Here is a 15,789-nt window from a genome sequence, read left to right as displayed (position 1 = left end):
GCCACCAGTTGTGTCGAGACGACGATAAGTAGGGATTGAAGTGGCCGCCGCAGACGCGCTCGCCAACGTACGCAACATCGGCATCATGGCGCACATCGATGCTGGTAAGACCACGACCACCGAGCGGATCCTGTTCTACACCGGCATCACGTACAAGATCGGTGAGGTCCACGAGGGCGCTGCCGTCATGGACTGGATGGAGCAGGAGCAGGAGCGTGGTATCACCATCACCTCCGCTGCTACCAAGTGTGAGTGGAAGGGCCACACGATCCAGATCATCGACACGCCTGGCCACGTCGACTTCACGGTCGAGGTCGAGCGGTCGCTGCGGGTCCTGGATGGTGCGGTAGCGGTCTACGACGGTGTCGCCGGCGTGGAGCCGCAGACGGAGAACGTCTGGCGGCAGGCCGACAAGTACAACGTCCCGCGGATGTGCTTCGTCAACAAGCTCGACCGGACCGGCGCCGACTTCTTCCGCTGCGTGCAGATGATGATCGACCGGCTCAACGCCACCCCGCTGGTGCTCCAGATCCCGATCGGGCTCGAGGGCGACCACATCGGTGTCGTCGACCTGATCGGCATGCGCGCTCTCACCTGGCGTGGGGAGACCCAGAAGGGTGAGGACTACGCGGTTGAGGAGATCCCGGCCGACCTGGCCGACTCCGCTGCCGAGTGGCGCGAGAAGCTGATGGAGACCCTCGCCGACGTCGACGACTCGGTGATGGAGAAGTACCTGGAAGGCGAAGAGGTCTCCGTCGAGGAGATCAAGGCCGCCATCCGGCGTGCCACCATCGCCGGCAAGGCCAACCCGGTGCTGTGCGGCTCGGCGTTCAAGAACAAGGGCGTCCAGCCCATGCTCGACGCCGTTGTCGACTTCCTGCCGTCGCCGCTCGACGTTCCGGCGATCGAGGGTACGGCCCCCGACGGCGAGACCCCGCTGCTGCGCAAGCCGTCCAACTCGGAGCCCTTCTCCGGTCTGGCCTTCAAGATTCAGACGGACAAGCACCTGGGCAAGCTCACCTACGTGCGGGTCTACTCCGGCACGCTCGATTCCGGTTCCCAGGTGGTCAACTCCACCAAGGACCGCAAGGAGCGGATCGGCAAGATCTACCAGATGCACGCCAACAAGCGCGAAGAGCGTCCGTCGGCGCAGGCCGGCGACATCATCGCCGTGCAGGGTCTCAAGCAGACCACCACCGGCGACACGCTCTCCGACCCGGCGAACCCGGTGATCCTGGAGTCGATGACCTTCCCGGAGCCGGTCATCTCGGTGGCGATCGAGCCGAAGACCAAGTCCGACCAGGAGAAGCTCGGCACCGCCATCCAGCGGCTGGCCGAGGAGGACCCGACCTTCCGCGTCCAGCTCGACGAGGAGACCGGTCAGACGGTCATCTCCGGCATGGGCGAGCTGCACCTGGACATCCTGGTCGACCGGATGCGCCGCGAGTTCAACGTCGAGGCGAACGTCGGCAAGCCGCAGGTGGCGTACCGCGAGACCATCCGCCGCAAGGTGGAGAAGGTCGAGTACACCCACAAGAAGCAGACCGGTGGTTCCGGCCAGTACGCCCGCGTGATCGTGAGCGTCGAGCCGCTGCCGCTGGACAACGACTCGCCGACCTACGAGTTCGCGAACGCCGTCAGCGGCGGCCGGATCCCCCGGGAGTTCATCCCCTCGGTGGACGCCGGTGCGCAGGACGCGCTGCAGTACGGCATCCTGGCGGGCTTCCCGCTGGTCGGTGTCAAGCTGACGCTGCTCGACGGCCAGTACCACGAGGTCGACTCGTCGGAAATGGCATTCAAGATCGCCGGCTCGATGGTGATGAAGGACGCGGCCCGCAAGGCCGATCCCGCGTTGCTCGAGCCGATGATGGCCGTTGAAGTCACCACTCCTGAGGAGAACATGGGTGACGTCATCGGTGACCTCAACTCCCGCCGCGGCATCATCCAGGCGATGGAGGAGCGCAGTGGCGCCCGCATCGTCAGGGCTCTGGTGCCGTTGTCGGAGATGTTCGGCTACGTCGGCGACCTGCGGTCGAAGACCCAGGGCCGGGCTAGCTACAGCATGCAGTTCGACTCCTACGCCGAGGTTCCGCAGAGCGTCGCGAAGGAGATCATCGCCAAGGCAACGGGCGAGTAACGCCCTGAGCAGGTGATTCGTGGTTGGTCGCGGGAGGGTTCACCCGCCCGCGGCCACCACGATCGGATCGCGTGAGACCGGGCCTGTAGGCTTCATCGCCGCAGAACCCACAAAGGCTCTCCGACCGTCAGGTCGGAAAGGCTGTCGACAGAGTCCTAAGCGCCGACCGGCGCGCCGGGCGTACGAACCAAGAAGTCCACAGGAGGACACCAGTGGCGAAGGCTAAGTTCGAGCGGACTAAGCCGCACGTCAACATCGGCACCATTGGTCACATCGACCACGGTAAGACGACGCTGACGGCGGCCATCACCAAGGTCCTGCACGACCAGTACCCGGACCTGAACCCCTACACGCCGTTCGACGAGATCGACAAGGCGCCGGAGGAGAAGGCCCGCGGCATCACGATCTCGATCGCGCACGTCGAGTACCAGACCGAGGCGCGGCACTACGCGCACGTCGACTGCCCCGGCCACGCGGACTACATCAAGAACATGATCACCGGTGCCGCGCAGATGGACGGCGCGATCCTGGTGGTCGCGGCGACCGACGGCCCGATGCCGCAGACCCGCGAGCACGTGCTGCTGGCCCGTCAGGTTGGCGTGCCGTACATCGTCGTGGCGCTCAACAAGAGCGACATGGTCGATGACGAGGAGCTCCTGGAGCTCGTCGAGCTCGAGGTTCGTGAGCTGCTCTCCTCGCAGGAGTACCCGGGTGACGACCTGCCGGTCGTCCGGGTTTCGGCGCTGAAGGCCCTCGAGGGTGACCCCGAGTGGACCGGCAAGCTGCTGGACCTGATGTCCGCGGTCGACACCTCGATCCCGCAGCCGGAGCGCGAGGTCGACATGCCGTTCCTGATGCCGGTTGAGGACGTCTTCACGATCACCGGTCGTGGCACCGTCGTCACCGGTCGCGTGGAGCGCGGCGTTCTCCTGCCGAACGAGGATGTTGAGCTCGTCGGTATCAAGGAGAAGAGCTTCAAGACCAAGGTCACCGCGATCGAGATGTTCCGGAAGACCCTGGACGACGCCCGCGCAGGCGAGAACGTCGGCCTGCTGCTGCGTGGCACCAAGCGCGACGAGGTCGAGCGCGGCATGGTCGTCGTGAAGCCGGGCTCGAACACCCCGCACACGGAGTTCGAGGCGACGGTCTACATCCTCTCCAAGGAGGAGGGCGGCCGGCACACCCCGTTCTTCCAGAACTACCGTCCGCAGTTCTACTTCCGGACCACGGACGTCACCGGTGTCGTCACCCTCCCCGAGGGCACCGAGATGGTCATGCCGGGCGACAACACCTCCATGTCGGTGAAGCTGATCCAGCCCATCGCCATGGAGGAGAACCTCAAGTTCGCGATCCGCGAGGGTGGCCGCACCGTCGGCGCCGGGTTCGTCACCAAGATCATCAAGTGAACTAGGTAACCCCGATTAGACCCGCCGCCGGTCGTGCGGCATACTAGTCAGGTTGCGTAACGACAGTTCGTCGCCTGTGTTCGGCTTTCGCTGAACCTCCGGGTGGCGAGACAGTCGAGCGTGGGGTGGTTGGCGGCCCAGTCGCCAACCACCCTCGCACGGCGTTCAGGTCGCGGTAATGCGATCGGCGCCTTGACCCACCGCGCGGTCAGCACCACTCCGGAAACACGGGGCGGAGCCTGGCCCGAGGGCGCGACACGCCCGACCGCGGGGGTCGGCGAAGTGGGCCTGTGCCAGCCGGCACAGGCGCCCGCAACACAGCGGCATCGAGAGAAGGAACAGAAGCCACCATGGCGGGACAGAAGATCCGCATCCGGCTCAAGGCCTATGACCACGAGGTCGTCGACTCCTCGGCTCGGAAGATCGTCGAGACGGTGACGCGCACCGGGGCGCAGGTCGCGGGCCCGGTGCCGCTGCCCACGGAGATCAACCGTTTCTGCGTTATCCGCTCGCCGCACAAGTACAAGGACTCGCGCGAGCACTTCGAGATGCGCACGCACAAGCGGCTGATCGACATCATCGACCCGACCCCGAAGACGGTCGACTCGCTCATGCGCCTCGACCTGCCGGCTGGCGTCGACATCGAGATCAAGCTGTAGGGACCGGACAAATGGACAGGCAAGTCAAGGGGATCCTGGGCGCCAAGCTCGGCATGACCCAGGTCTGGGACAACAACAAGGTTGTTCCCGTGACCGTGGTCGAGGCCGGCCCGTGCGTCATCAGCCAGGTTCGTAGCGCCGAGAAGGACGGTTACTCCGCGGTCCAGCTGGCCTACGGCACCATCGACCCGCGCAAGGTCAAGAAGCCGGTCAGCGGGCACTACGCCAAGGCGGACGTGGCGCCGCGCCGGCACATCGTCGAGCTGCGCACCACTGACGCGGGGGAATACTCGCTCGGCCAGGAAGTGACCGTCGAGGAGTTCCCGGCCGGCGTCACCATCGACGTCACCGGCAAGACCAAGGGCAAGGGTTACGCCGGCCCGATGAAGCGGCACGGCTTCCACGGTCTGGGTGCCGGTCACGGTGTCGAGCGCAAGCACCGTTCGCCCGGTTCCATCGGCGCCTGCGCGACCCCCGGTCGCGTCTTCAAGGGCACTCGGATGGCCGGTCGGATGGGTGGCGTGCGGTACACCGTGCAGAACCTCACCGTCCAGGCGGTCGACACCGAGAACAACCTGCTGCTCGTCCGGGGTGCCATCCCCGGTCCGAAGGGCGCGCTGGTTCTGGTCCGTACCGCGGCCAAGATCAAGGTCAAGAAGGGCGGTGCGGCCAAGTGACCACCGTTGACGTGCGCACCGTCGAAGGCACCACCAGCAGCTCGGTCGAGCTGCCGGCGGACATCTTCGACGTGCAGGCCAACGTCGCGCTGATGCACCAGGTCGTGGTGGCCCAGCTCGCGGCGGCCCGACAGGGCACGCACAAGGCCAAGACCCGCGGCGAGGTCGCCGGTGGCGGCAAGAAGCCGTACAAGCAGAAGGGCACCGGTCGCGCCCGGCAGGGCTCGATCCGCGCGCCGCAGTTCGCTGGCGGTGGCGTCGTGCACGGTCCCGTGCCGCGCGACTACAGCCAGCGGACCCCGAAGAAGATGAAGGCCGCCGCGCTGCGGGGTGCCCTCTCCGACCGGGCCCGCGCCGGGCAGGTGCACGTCGTCGAGGCGTTCGTCTCGGGCGAGAAGCCGTCGACCAAGGCGGCCCTGGCCACGCTGGCCAAGCTCACCGAGGCCCGTCGGGTCCTGGTCGTGCTGAGCAGCACCGACGAGCTGAACTGGGTGTCGCTGCGCAACGAGCCGCGCGTGCACCTGATCGAGTCCGGCCAGCTGAACACGTACGACGTGCTGGTGGCCGACGACGTGGTCTTCACCAAGGACGCCCTGGACGAGTTCCTGGGCGTGCCCGCCGAGACCACCGAGGAGGGTGGCAAGTGAGCACGATCGCCGACCCGCGCGACATCATCGTGGCGCCGGTCGTCTCGGAGAAGAGCTACAGCGAGCTGAACCGGAACTGGTACACCTTCCTGGTGCACCCGGACGCGAACAAGACCGAGATCAAGATCGCTATCCAGCAGATCTTCAACGTCCGCGTCCTGACGGTCAACACGCTCAACCGCCAGGGTAAGCGCAAGCGCACCAAGACCGGCTTCGGTCAGCGCAAGGCGACCAAGCGGGCGATCGTGAAGCTGGCTGACGGTGACCGCATCGAGGCCTTCGGCGGCCCGGTCAGCTGAGGGGTGTAGACAATGGCTATCCGTAAGTACAAGCCGACGACGCCGGGCCGACGTGGCTCGAGTGTCGCTGACTTCGCCGAGATCACCCGGTCCACGCCGGAGAAGTCGCTGCTGGTTCCGCTGCCGAAGAAGGGCGGGCGTAACGCCCACGGCCGGATCACCACGCGGCACCACGGCGGCGGTCACAAGCGCCAGTACCGTCTGATCGACTTCAAGCGGGTCGACAAGGACGGCGTGCCGGCGAAGGTCGCTCACATCGAGTACGACCCGAACCGCACGGCGCGCATCGCGCTGCTGCACTACGCCGACGGCGAGAAGCGGTACATCATCGCGCCGAAGGACCTGAAGCAGGGCGACCGCGTCGAGTCCGGGCCGGGCGCCGACATCAAGCCGGGTAACAACCTGCCGCTGCGCAACATCCCGGTCGGTACCACCATCCACAACGTGGAGCTGCGTCCGGGTGGCGGGGCCAAGCTGGCCCGGTCCGCCGGTGTCGGTATCCAGCTGCTCGGCCGCGAGGGCGCGTACGCGACCCTGCGTATGCCGTCCGGCGAGATCCGGCGGGTGGACGTCCGCTGCCGCGCCAGCGTCGGCGAGATCGGTAACGCCGACCAGTCGAACATCAACTGGGGCAAGGCCGGCCGGATGCGGTGGAAGGGCAAGCGCCCGACCGTCCGTGGTGTCGCCATGAACCCGGTCGACCACCCGCACGGTGGTGGTGAGGGTAAGACCTCCGGTGGTCGCCACCCGGTCAACCCGCAGGGTAAGCCCGAGGGCCGCACCCGCCGTAAGGGCCAGCCGAGTGACCGGCTGATCGTCCGCCGCCGCTACGCCACGCGTAAGCGCGGCTGAGGGAGATAAGACATGCCTCGCAGCCTGAAGAAGGGCCCGTTCGTCGACGACCACCTGCTCAAGAAGGTGGAAGTACAGAACGACAAGGGCTCCAAGAACGTGATCAAGACCTGGTCGCGGCGTTCGACGATCATCCCCGAGATGCTGGGGCACACGATCGCCGTTCACGACGGACGCAAGCACGTCCCGGTGTTCGTGACCGAGGCGATGGTCGGGCACAAGCTCGGCGAGTTCGCGCTGACCCGCACGTTCAAGGGTCACGAGAAGGACGACCGGAAGAGCCGTCGGCGCTGACGCCGCCAGGCATACGGATAGAGGGAACAAGGGGTTACAGCGATGCCAGGAAAGGGCGACGCTCCGGTGCTTCCGGGCGCGCGGGCGGTTGCGCGGCACGTGCGCATCTCGCCGATGAAGGCGCGCCGGGTGGTCAACCTCGTCCGCGGCCTGCCCGCGAAGGAGGCGCTCACGGTGCTGCAGTTCGCGCCGCAGGCTGCGAGCGAGCAGGTGTACAAGGTGCTCGCTAGCGCGATCGCCAACGCGGAGAACAACGAGCGGCTGGACCCCGACGCGCTGCTCGTCAGCGAGGCCTTCGTGGACGAGGGCCCGACGATGAAGCGGTTCCAGCCGCGGGCGCAGGGTCGGGCGTACCGAATCCGCAAGCGCACCTGCCACATCACCGTGGCGGTCGAAGCGGTCGCGCCGGCAGCGCCGAGGAAGGCCGCGGCGAAGAAGGCCGCCCCGGCCACGGAGGCCGCACCGGCCGAAGCGCAGAGCAAGACGGAGGACGCCGAGTAATGGGTCAGAAGGTTCACCCCACTGGGTTCCGGCTCGGCATCTCGACCGACTGGAAGTCCCGCTGGTTCGCAGACAAGCTCTACAAGGACTACATCGGCGAGGATGTCAAGATCCGCCGGATGATGTCCAAGGGCCTCGAGCGTGCCGGGATTTCCAAGGTCGACATCGAGCGCACCCGCGACCGGGTCCGGGTCGACATCCACACCGCCCGGCCGGGCATCGTCATCGGCCGTAAGGGTGCGGAGGCCGACCGGATCCGCGGCGAGCTGGAGAAGCTCACCGGCAAGCAGGTTCAGCTGAACATCATCGAGGTGAAGAACCCCGAGTCGGACGCTCAGCTGGTCGCGCAGGGCGTGGCCGAGCAGCTGTCCAGCCGGGTCAGCTTCCGTCGGGCGATGCGCAAGGCCATGCAGTCGGCGATGAAGAACCCGGTCTGCAAGGGCATCCGGGTTCAGGTCTCGGGCCGCCTCGGCGGCGCCGAGATGAGCCGGACCGAGTTCTACCGTGAGGGCCGGGTTCCGCTGCACACGCTGCGGGCCAACATCGAGTACGGCTTCTTCGAGGCCCGTACCACGTTCGGTCGGATCGGTGTGAAGGTCTGGATCTACAAGGGCGACGCCGTCCCGGGCCGGGAGGCTCCGGCCGAGGCCGGTCCGTCCCGCCCGCGTCGTGGTGAGCGTGGCGACCGTCCCGAGCGTCCGCGTCGTGGCCGGTCGGGTTCGTCCGGCACCACGGCCGGTGGCACCGAGGCCGGGCGGGCTGCTGCGACCACCATCGCGCAGCAGGCCGAGACGCCGAGCGGCGAGCCGGTGGACAGCGCAGCTGTCGCCGCCGCGGCTGCTCCGGCAGAAACGCAGCAGGAGGGCTGACAGATGCTGATGCCGCGCAAGCCCCCGAAGGGCTTCCGCAAGCCGCACCACCCGGACCGCAGTGGCGCGTCCAAGGGTGGCAACCGGGTGGTGTTCGGCGAGTTCGGGATCCAGGCTCTCGAGCCGGCGTACGTGACGAACCGGCAGATCGAGTCGGCACGTATCGCGATGACTCGCCACATCAAGCGTGGTGGCAAGGTCTGGATCACGATCTTCCCGGACCAGGCCCTCACCAAGAAGCCTGCCGAGACCCGGATGGGTTCCGGTAAGGGTTCGCCCGAGTGGTGGGTCGCCAACGTCAAGCCGGGGCGGGTTCTCTTCGAGATGTCCTTCCCCAACGAGCAGACCGCGCGAGAGGCCATGCGTCGCGCGATCCACAAGCTCCCGATGAAGTGCCGCATTGTTACGCGCGAAGTGGGTGAATCCTGATGGCAGCGGGCGTTAAGGCGACCGAGCTGCGTGAGCTCTCCGAAGAGGAGCTGGTCACGAAGCTGCGGGAGGCCAAGGCGGAGCTGTTCAACCTCCGCGTGCAGGCCGCAACCGGGCAGCTCGACAACAACCGGCGGTTGCAGGTCATCCGTCGGGAGATCGCCCGGATCTACACGATCATGCGTGAGCGCGAGCTGGGGCTCTCGGCCGCGCCGACTGAGGTGACTGCATCATGACCGAAGAGACCGCCACCGCCGCCGCACGGTCGCGCCGCAAGGTCCGCGAGGGCCTGGTGATCAGCGACAAGATGGACAAGACCGTCGTGGTCGAGGTCGAGGACCGGGTTCGGCACGCGCTGTACGGCAAGATCATGCGCCGTACGGCAAAGCTGAAGGTGCACGACGAGCAGAACGCCGCTGGCACCGGTGACCGGGTTCTCATCATGGAGACCCGGCCGCTGAGCGCCACCAAGCGTTGGCGGATCGTGGAGATCCTGGAAAAGGCCAAGTAGCGAAGGCTCGAGCTCGCCCGGCGTTGCGTCGGGCGTAGGTTCCGCCAGGCTCCGGCCGCTACGGCGGCCGGAGAACCGGCAGACATAGGAGATAGACGTGATTCAGCAGGAGTCGCGACTGCGCGTCGCCGACAACACGGGTGCTCGGGAGATCCTGTGCATCCGGGTTCTCGGTGGCTCGGGTCGGCGCTACGCGAGCATCGGCGACGTCATCGTGGCCACGGTCAAGGACGCCATCCCGGGTGCCGGTGTGAAGAAGGGCGACGTCGTCAAGGCGGTCGTCGTTCGCACGGCCAAGGAGAAGCGTCGGCCGGATGGCTCGTACATCCGCTTCGACGAGAACGCCGCCGTCATCATCAAGGACGGCGGGGACCCGCGTGGTACCCGCATCTTCGGCCCGGTGGGCCGGGAGCTGCGGGACAAGCGGTTCATGAAGATTATTTCCCTCGCGCCGGAGGTGTTGTGACCGTGAAGGTCAAGAAGGGCGACACGGTCGTCGTCATCGCCGGCAAGGACAAGGGTGCCAAGGGCAAGGTCATTCAGGCCTACCCGCGGCAGGACAAGGTCCTGGTCGAGGGCGTGAACCGGGTCAAGAAGCACACCCGCATCAGCACCACCCAGCGTGGCGCCAAGACCGGCGGCATCGTCACTCAGGAGGCCCCGATCCACGTCTCGAACGTGCAGGTCCTGGACTCCGACGGCAAGCCGACCCGCGTCGGTTACCGGATCGACGACAACGGCCAGAAGGTCCGCATCGCGCGTAGCACCGGTAAGGACCTGTGATGACCACGGCTACCGAAAAGACCCTGCCGCGCCTCAAGGAGCGGTACCGCAACGAGATCGTGGCCCAGCTGCGTGAGCAGCGCAGCTACGGCAACCCCATGCAGGTGCCGCGGCTGGTCAAGATCGTCGTCAACATGGGTGTCGGCGAGGCTGCTCGCGACGCCAAGCTGATCGACGGCGCGGTCCGCGACCTCGCCACGATCACCGGCCAGAAGCCGCAGGTGCGGCGGGCGACCAAGTCCATCGCGCAGTTCAAGCTGCGCGAGGGCATGCCGATCGGTGCGAAGGTGACCCTTCGCGGCGACCGGATGTGGGAGTTCCTGGACCGGCTGCTGTCCATCTCGCTGCCGCGTATCCGCGACTTCCGCGGTCTGGACGGGCGCAAGCTGGACGGGCACGGCAACTACACGTTCGGTCTGACCGAGCAGTCGGTGTTCCACGAGATCGACCAGGACCGGATCGATCGCCAGCGGGGCATGGACATCACGGTGGTCACGACCGCCACGACCGACGACGAGGGCCGGGCGCTGCTCAAGCTCCTGGGCTTCCCGTTCAAGGAGAACTGAGATGGCCAAGAAGGCGCTGATCATCAAGGCGGCCGCGAAGCCGAAGTTCTCGGTTCGCGCGTACACCCGCTGCCAGCGGTGCGGGCGTCCGAAGGCGGTCTACCGCAAGTTCGGGCTCTGCCGGGTCTGCATCCGGGAGATGGCTCACCGCGGTGAGCTGCCGGGCGTGTCCAAGGCTTCCTGGTAAGGGCGACCGCGTCCCGGCCGTCGGCCGGGAACTCCTGCACCGATTAGGTATTGCTCTTCGCCGTAGGCCCGGGGCTGATGCCCCGGGAACCCCGGCGAGAAAGGCTGACGAAATCCATGACGATGACCGACCCGATCGCAGACATGCTCACGCGTCTGCGTAACGCCAACCAGGCGTACCACGACCAGGTGAAGATGCCCTACTCCAAGATCAAGGCGAACATCGCCGAGGTCCTGAAGGCCGAGGGATACATCGCCACCTGGTCGGTCGAGGAGCCCGAGGAGGGTGCCGTCGGCAAGCGACTGGTCGTCGAGCTGAAGTACGGCCAGAACCGCGAGCGGAGCCTGGCCGGCATCAAGCGCGTGTCCAAGCCCGGTCTCCGGGTGTACGCCAAGTCGGACGGGCTCCCGCGGGTGCTCGGTGGGCTGGGCGTGGCGATCATTTCGACGTCCCAGGGGCTGCTGACCGACCGGCAGGCCCGCAAGCGGAGTGTTGGCGGGGAAGTCCTCGCCTTCGTCTGGTAACGGGAGACTGGTAGAAATGTCGCGAATTGGACGTAAGTCGATCCCGGTACCAGCCGGCGTCGACATCACGATCGACGGGCAGACCGTCAAGGTCAAGGGCCCCAAGGGCCAGCTTGAGCACACCCTCGCCGAGCCGATCACGGTCGAGCGGGCCGAGGATGGGCAGCTGAGCGTCAACCGGCCCAACGACGAGCGCAAGGCCAAGGAGCTCCACGGCCTGAGCCGTACGCTGGTTGCCAACATGATCGTCGGGGTCACCGAGGGCTACCGCAAGAGCCTGGAGATCGCCGGCACCGGTTACCGGGTCACCGCCAAGGGTTCGGACCTCGAGTTCGCGCTCGGGTTCTCGCACCCGGTGGTCGTCCCCGCCCCGGCGGGCATCACCTTCACGGTGGAGCGGCCGACCCTGTTCCACGTTGCTGGCATCGACAAGCAGCAGGTCGGTGAGGTCGCCGCCAACATCCGGAAGATCCGCCCGCCGGAGCCCTACAAGGGCAAGGGCGTGAAGTACCAGGGCGAGGTCATCCGCCGCAAGGCCGGAAAGGCAGGTAAGAAGTGAGCGCCACGCTGCTCAAGCGCCGCCGCGGTGTCGCCGCCAAGCGCGCCGTCGGGCGTGCGCGTCGACACTTCCGCGTCCGCAAGAACGTCACAGGTACGGCCGAGCGTCCGCGCCTGGTCGTCACCCGTTCGCTGCGGCACATGGTCGCCCAGATCGTCGACGACACCAAGGGTCACACCCTGGCGTCGGCGTCGACCCTGGACACCTCGCTGCGCGGCACGGAGGGCGACAAGAGCGCCCTCGCCGGCAAGGTGGGCGCGCTGCTCGCCGAGCGGGCCAAGGCCGCCGGCGTCTCCAAGGTCGTCTTCGACCGCGGCGGCAACCGGTACGCGGGGCGAGTCGCCGCGCTTGCCGACGCCGCCCGCGAAGCCGGGCTCGAGTTCTAACAACCCCGTCACGAGAGATAAGGAAGGCTGCTGATGCCAGGTCAACAGCGCCGTGGCGGCGGGTCCGGTGGCAACGAGGGTGGTCGCCGCGACAACCGCCGTGAGGGCGGCCGCGGAAACGCGCCCGTCGAGAAGACCCCGCACCTTGAGCGGGTCGTCGCGATCAACCGCGTCGCCAAGGTCGTGAAGGGTGGTCGTCGCTTCAGCTTCACCGCCCTGGTGATCGTGGGCGACGGCGACGGCACGGTCGGCGTGGGCTACGGAAAGGCCAAGGAGGTGCCCGCGGCGATCGCCAAGGGTGTCGAGGAGGCCAAGAAGCACTTCTTCAAGGTGCCGCGGATCGGTCAGTCGATCCCGCACCCGGTGACGGGTGAGGACGCCGCTGGCGTCGTGCTGCTCAAGCCGGCCTCGGCCGGTACGGGTGTCATCGCCGGTGGTCCGGTGCGCGCCGTGCTGGAGTGCGCCGGGATCCACGACGTGCTCTCCAAGAGCCTCGGCTCGTCGAACCCGATCAACATCGTGCACGCCACCGTGGCGGCCCTGAAGGGGCTTGAGTCCCCCGAGCAGGTCGCGGCGCGTCGTGGTCTGCCGGTGGAGGACGTCGCGCCGGCCGCCATGCTGGCGTCGCGTGCGGGGGTGGCGCGCTGATGGCACGTCTGAAGGTCACCCAGCTCCGGTCCGGTATCGGGACCAAGCACAACCAGCGTGAGTCGCTGCGTTCGCTCGGTCTCAAGCGGATCAACGACGTGGTGGTCAAGGAGGACCGGCCCGAGATCCGCGGCATGATCTTCACTGTGAGCCACCTCGTGAAGGTCGAGGAGGTCGAGTAATGACGATCAAGGTGCATCACCTGCGCCCGGCGCCCGGTTCCAAGACCGCGAAGACCCGCGTGGGTCGCGGTGAGGGTTCCAAGGGCAAGACCGCTGGTCGCGGTACCAAGGGTTCCAAGGCCCGCAAGAACATCTCGGCGGCGTTCGAGGGTGGGCAGATGCCCATCCACATGCGCCTGCCGAAGATGAAGGGCTTCAAGAACAGGTTCAAGGTCGTCTTCCAGGTGGTCAACCTGGACCGGCTTGCTGAGCTGTTCCCGAATGGTGGTCAGGTCGGCCCGCTGGAGCTCGTCGAGTCCGGCGCGGTTCGCAAGGGTCACCCGGTCAAGGTCCTCGGCACCGGGGACCTCGGCGGTGTGGCGCTCCAGGTCTCCGCGCACGCGTTCAGTGCGTCGGCCAAGGAGAAGATCGCTGCCGCCGGTGGCTCCGCCACCGAGCTGTAAGGCGTACCACCCATGGCGCCCGTCCAGTTGTGAGCAACTGGCGGGCGCCATGGTCTGCCTGGGCCTTCGACGGCCCGGTAATATCGGAATCGATTTATGTAGTCGGGCGCATCTGCCCGGACCGGGGTCGGACTGTTAGAGTCCCATCCCAGCCATGGATTGCGGGCACTCGCCCGTGATCCACCCCCACCCGCCAGGGATCACCGGCGGCCCGCCTCGCGCAGGAGGAAGAAGTTGCTGTCCGCCTTTCTCAGTGCGTTCCGTACGCCTGACCTGCGCAAGAAGCTGCTGTTCACAGTAGGCATCATCGCGGTCTACCGGCTGGGTGCGACGCTCCCCAGCCCGGGCGTCTCGTACGGCAACGTGCAGAAGTGCCTCGACTCCATCTCGGGTGACACGACGGGCCCGCTGAATCTGCTCAACCTCTTCTCCGGCGGAGCGCTGCTACAGCTCTCGGTCTTCGCGCTGGGCATCATGCCCTACATCACCGCGTCGATCATCCTGCAGCTGCTGACCGTCGTGATCCCGCGGCTGGAGCAGCTCCGCAAGGAAGGCCAGGCCGGCCAGGCGAAGATCACGCAGTACACCCGCTACCTGACCCTCGGTCTCGGTGTGCTGCAGGCTTCGGCGTTCGTGGCGCTGGCCCGCTCCGGCCAGCTGTTCCAGAACCGCTGCGACCAGTTCCCGATCATCCCGACCGGCACCGGCATCCCGGACTGGCTGACCCTGACCATCCTGGTGATCACCATGACCGCCGGCACCGGCATGGTCATGTGGCTCGGTGAGCTGATCACCGACCGCGGCGTCGGCAACGGCATGTCCGTTCTGATCTTCACCTCGATCGCGGCCCGGTTGCCCGGCGAGGGTTGGCAGATCAAGACCAGCCAGGGTTGGGGCAAGTTCGCCCTGGTCATCGCGCTGGTTCTGGTGGTCATCACAGCTGTCACCTTCATCGAGCAGGCGCAGCGCCGGATCCCGGTGCAGTACGCCAAGCGGATGATCGGCCGGCGGATGTACGGCGGCACCTCGACCTACATCCCGCTGAAGGTCAACCAGGCCGGTGTGATCCCGGTCATCTTCGGCTCGTCGCTGCTCTACCTGCCACAGTTGGCCCTGCAGTTCTTCGACCAGAACGATCCGGGCAAGGTCCAGGCGTGGATCCAGAACAACCTGGTCGCGCCGAACAGCCCGATCTACATCTCGGTCTACTTCCTGCTGATCATCTTCTTCACGTACTTCTACGTCTCGATCACGTTCAATCCGACCGAGGTCGCGGACAACATGAAGAAGTACGGCGGGTTCGTGCCGGGTATCCGGCCGGGCAAGCCGACTGCCGACTACCTCGACTTCATCCTCAGCCGGATCACCCTGCCGGGTGCGCTCTACCTCGGCATCATCTCGATCCTGCCGAACTTCTTCTTCATCTGGCTGGACAGTCAGCAGTACCAGAACTTCCCGTTCGGTGGCACCGCTGTGCTCATCATGGTCGGCGTCGGTCTGGAGACCGTGAAGCAGATCGAGAGCCAACTCATGCAGCGGAACTACGAAGGGTTCCTGCGGTAGATGAGACTCGTTCTGGTTGGCCCGCCGGGTGCGGGTAAGGGCACGCAGGCGGAGTTCGTCGCCGCGCACCTGTCGGTACCCAAGATCTCGACCGGAGACATCTTCCGCTCGAACGTCACCCAGGGCACGCCGCTCGGCGTCGAGGCCAAGCGATACATGGACGCAGGCGAGCTGGTTCCGGACGAGGTCACCATCAACATGGTCCGGGACCGGCTGGCCGAGCCCGATGCCAGCGAGGGCTTCCTGCTCGACGGCTTCCCGCGGACCACTCCGCAGGCGGCCGCCCTGGACAAGCTCCTCGCCGACCTGGGCACCGCGCTGGATCTGGTCCTGGAGCTGGTGGTCGACGACGACGAGGTGATCAGGCGGCTCTCCGGTAGGCGTACCTGCCGGGGCTGCGGCAAGATCTGGCACGTCGAGTTCGACGCCACCTCCCGGCCGGGCATCTGCGACAGGTGCGGCGCCGAGTTGTTCCAGCGCGATGACGACAAGCCGGAGACGATCGCCACCCGCCTGCGGGAGTACAGCGAGAAGACCGCGCCCCTTGTCGACTACTACGGCGCTCAGGGCAAGCTGGTAGGGATCGACGCCACCGGCCCGGTGGAGGACGTCACCACCCGGGCCATCGACGCACTGCGGTCGTACGGCGGCTGAGATCTCGCCGGAC

General features: G+C 66.8%; 25 protein-coding genes. All 25 read left to right on the top strand.

The features are described from left to right. The first annotated feature begins 40 nt into the window (after positions 1-40). On the top strand, positions 41-2,137 hold the full coding sequence (fusA, locus tag AB0B86_RS22210) for an elongation factor G (RefSeq protein ID WP_357412689.1): 2,097 nt from the start codon (positions 41-43) through the stop codon (positions 2,135-2,137). A 212-nt stretch (positions 2,138-2,349) separates the two neighbouring features. Further along, positions 2,350-3,543, top strand: coding sequence for an elongation factor Tu (gene tuf, locus AB0B86_RS22205; RefSeq protein ID WP_357412691.1), 1,194 nt, complete (start codon positions 2,350-2,352; stop codon positions 3,541-3,543). A gap of 350 nt (positions 3,544-3,893) precedes the next feature. Continuing rightward, entirely contained in the window at positions 3,894-4,202 is a 309-nt protein-coding gene (gene rpsJ / locus AB0B86_RS22200; protein WP_007073037.1) for a 30S ribosomal protein S10, read from the top strand. Between the two features lie 11 nt (positions 4,203-4,213). Next, positions 4,214-4,879, top strand: coding sequence for a 50S ribosomal protein L3 (gene rplC / locus AB0B86_RS22195; protein WP_357419728.1), 666 nt, complete (start codon positions 4,214-4,216; stop codon positions 4,877-4,879). Next, the gene (gene rplD, locus AB0B86_RS22190) at positions 4,876-5,526 is read left to right on the top strand and encodes a 50S ribosomal protein L4 (protein WP_088987575.1); all 651 of its coding nucleotides are present in this window, start codon (positions 4,876-4,878) and stop codon (positions 5,524-5,526) included. Before rplC ends, rplD begins: the two co-directional genes overlap by 4 nt. Next, positions 5,523-5,825: a 50S ribosomal protein L23 gene (gene rplW / locus AB0B86_RS22185; protein ID WP_007465304.1), complete on the top strand. Its 303-nt coding sequence runs from the start codon at positions 5,523-5,525 to the stop codon at positions 5,823-5,825. Before rplD ends, rplW begins: the two co-directional genes overlap by 4 nt. 12 nt (positions 5,826-5,837) lie before the next feature. Further along, the gene (rplB, locus tag AB0B86_RS22180) at positions 5,838-6,677 is read left to right on the top strand and encodes a 50S ribosomal protein L2 (protein ID WP_110563095.1); all 840 of its coding nucleotides are present in this window, start codon (positions 5,838-5,840) and stop codon (positions 6,675-6,677) included. A gap of 12 nt (positions 6,678-6,689) precedes the next feature. Next, a complete protein-coding gene (gene rpsS / locus AB0B86_RS22175; RefSeq protein WP_007465299.1) occupies positions 6,690-6,971 on the top strand; it encodes a 30S ribosomal protein S19 in 282 nt (93 codons plus the stop codon). A 42-nt stretch (positions 6,972-7,013) separates the two neighbouring features. After that, positions 7,014-7,472 carry a 50S ribosomal protein L22 gene (gene rplV / locus AB0B86_RS22170; RefSeq protein ID WP_007465297.1) on the top strand — a complete coding sequence of 153 codons (459 nt, stop codon included), beginning with the start codon at positions 7,014-7,016 and terminating at the stop codon, positions 7,470-7,472. Then, positions 7,472-8,341, top strand: a complete 870-nt coding sequence (gene rpsC / locus AB0B86_RS22165; RefSeq protein WP_007465294.1) for a 30S ribosomal protein S3 — start codon at positions 7,472-7,474, stop codon at positions 8,339-8,341. The genes rplV and rpsC overlap by 1 nt, the downstream gene beginning before the upstream one ends. Before the next feature lie 3 nt (positions 8,342-8,344). Further along, positions 8,345-8,770 (top strand): 50S ribosomal protein L16, encoded by a 426-nt coding sequence (rplP, locus tag AB0B86_RS22160; protein ID WP_053653940.1) that lies wholly within the window; start codon positions 8,345-8,347, stop codon positions 8,768-8,770. Further along, positions 8,770-9,006: a 50S ribosomal protein L29 gene (gene rpmC, locus AB0B86_RS22155; protein WP_007465283.1), complete on the top strand. Its 237-nt coding sequence runs from the start codon at positions 8,770-8,772 to the stop codon at positions 9,004-9,006. Before rplP ends, rpmC begins: the two co-directional genes overlap by 1 nt. Further along, on the top strand, positions 9,003-9,281 hold the full coding sequence (gene rpsQ, locus AB0B86_RS22150; protein ID WP_030489590.1) for a 30S ribosomal protein S17: 279 nt from the start codon (positions 9,003-9,005) through the stop codon (positions 9,279-9,281). The genes rpmC and rpsQ overlap by 4 nt, the downstream gene beginning before the upstream one ends. Before the next feature lie 97 nt (positions 9,282-9,378). Continuing rightward, positions 9,379-9,747 (top strand): 50S ribosomal protein L14, encoded by a 369-nt coding sequence (rplN, locus tag AB0B86_RS22145; RefSeq protein ID WP_007073026.1) that lies wholly within the window; start codon positions 9,379-9,381, stop codon positions 9,745-9,747. Beyond that, positions 9,744-10,064: a 50S ribosomal protein L24 gene (gene rplX, locus AB0B86_RS22140; RefSeq protein ID WP_172899047.1), complete on the top strand. Its 321-nt coding sequence runs from the start codon at positions 9,744-9,746 to the stop codon at positions 10,062-10,064. The genes rplN and rplX overlap by 4 nt, the downstream gene beginning before the upstream one ends. Further along, positions 10,064-10,630, top strand: a complete 567-nt coding sequence (gene rplE / locus AB0B86_RS22135; RefSeq protein WP_110563094.1) for a 50S ribosomal protein L5 — start codon at positions 10,064-10,066, stop codon at positions 10,628-10,630. The genes rplX and rplE overlap by 1 nt, the downstream gene beginning before the upstream one ends. A gap of 1 nt (position 10,631) precedes the next feature. Beyond that, on the top strand, positions 10,632-10,817 hold the full coding sequence (locus AB0B86_RS22130; protein ID WP_007465272.1) for a type Z 30S ribosomal protein S14: 186 nt from the start codon (positions 10,632-10,634) through the stop codon (positions 10,815-10,817). Between the two features lie 116 nt (positions 10,818-10,933). Further along, positions 10,934-11,341: a 30S ribosomal protein S8 gene (rpsH, locus tag AB0B86_RS22125; RefSeq protein ID WP_007465270.1), complete on the top strand. Its 408-nt coding sequence runs from the start codon at positions 10,934-10,936 to the stop codon at positions 11,339-11,341. Positions 11,342-11,357: 16 nt separating this feature from the next. Further along, complete coding sequence (gene rplF / locus AB0B86_RS22120; protein ID WP_088950233.1) at positions 11,358-11,900, top strand: 50S ribosomal protein L6; 543 nt, start codon at positions 11,358-11,360, stop codon at positions 11,898-11,900. An 8-nt stretch (positions 11,901-11,908) separates the two neighbouring features. Then, a complete protein-coding gene (gene rplR, locus AB0B86_RS22115; protein ID WP_357412720.1) occupies positions 11,909-12,286 on the top strand; it encodes a 50S ribosomal protein L18 in 378 nt (125 codons plus the stop codon). Between the two features lie 33 nt (positions 12,287-12,319). Then, a complete protein-coding gene (gene rpsE / locus AB0B86_RS22110) occupies positions 12,320-12,934 on the top strand; it encodes a 30S ribosomal protein S5 (RefSeq protein ID WP_007465263.1) in 615 nt (204 codons plus the stop codon). Further along, positions 12,934-13,116 (top strand): 50S ribosomal protein L30, encoded by a 183-nt coding sequence (gene rpmD, locus AB0B86_RS22105; RefSeq protein ID WP_007465262.1) that lies wholly within the window; start codon positions 12,934-12,936, stop codon positions 13,114-13,116. Before rpsE ends, rpmD begins: the two co-directional genes overlap by 1 nt. Continuing rightward, complete coding sequence (gene rplO, locus AB0B86_RS22100; RefSeq protein ID WP_355032746.1) at positions 13,116-13,559, top strand: 50S ribosomal protein L15; 444 nt, start codon at positions 13,116-13,118, stop codon at positions 13,557-13,559. The genes rpmD and rplO overlap by 1 nt, the downstream gene beginning before the upstream one ends. A 234-nt stretch (positions 13,560-13,793) precedes the next feature. Beyond that, positions 13,794-15,122: a preprotein translocase subunit SecY gene (secY, locus tag AB0B86_RS22095; RefSeq protein ID WP_357253566.1), complete on the top strand. Its 1,329-nt coding sequence runs from the start codon at positions 13,794-13,796 to the stop codon at positions 15,120-15,122. Beyond that, entirely contained in the window at positions 15,123-15,776 is a 654-nt protein-coding gene (locus AB0B86_RS22090; RefSeq protein ID WP_357412696.1) for an adenylate kinase, read from the top strand. Positions 15,777-15,789 lie beyond the last annotated feature (13 nt).

Origin of the sequence: Micromonospora sp. NPDC049047, assembly GCF_040649135.1 — a bacterium.
GTDB lineage: Bacteria > Actinomycetota > Actinomycetes > Mycobacteriales > Micromonosporaceae > Micromonospora.
This window is presented reverse-complemented; position numbering and strand designations above follow the sequence as displayed.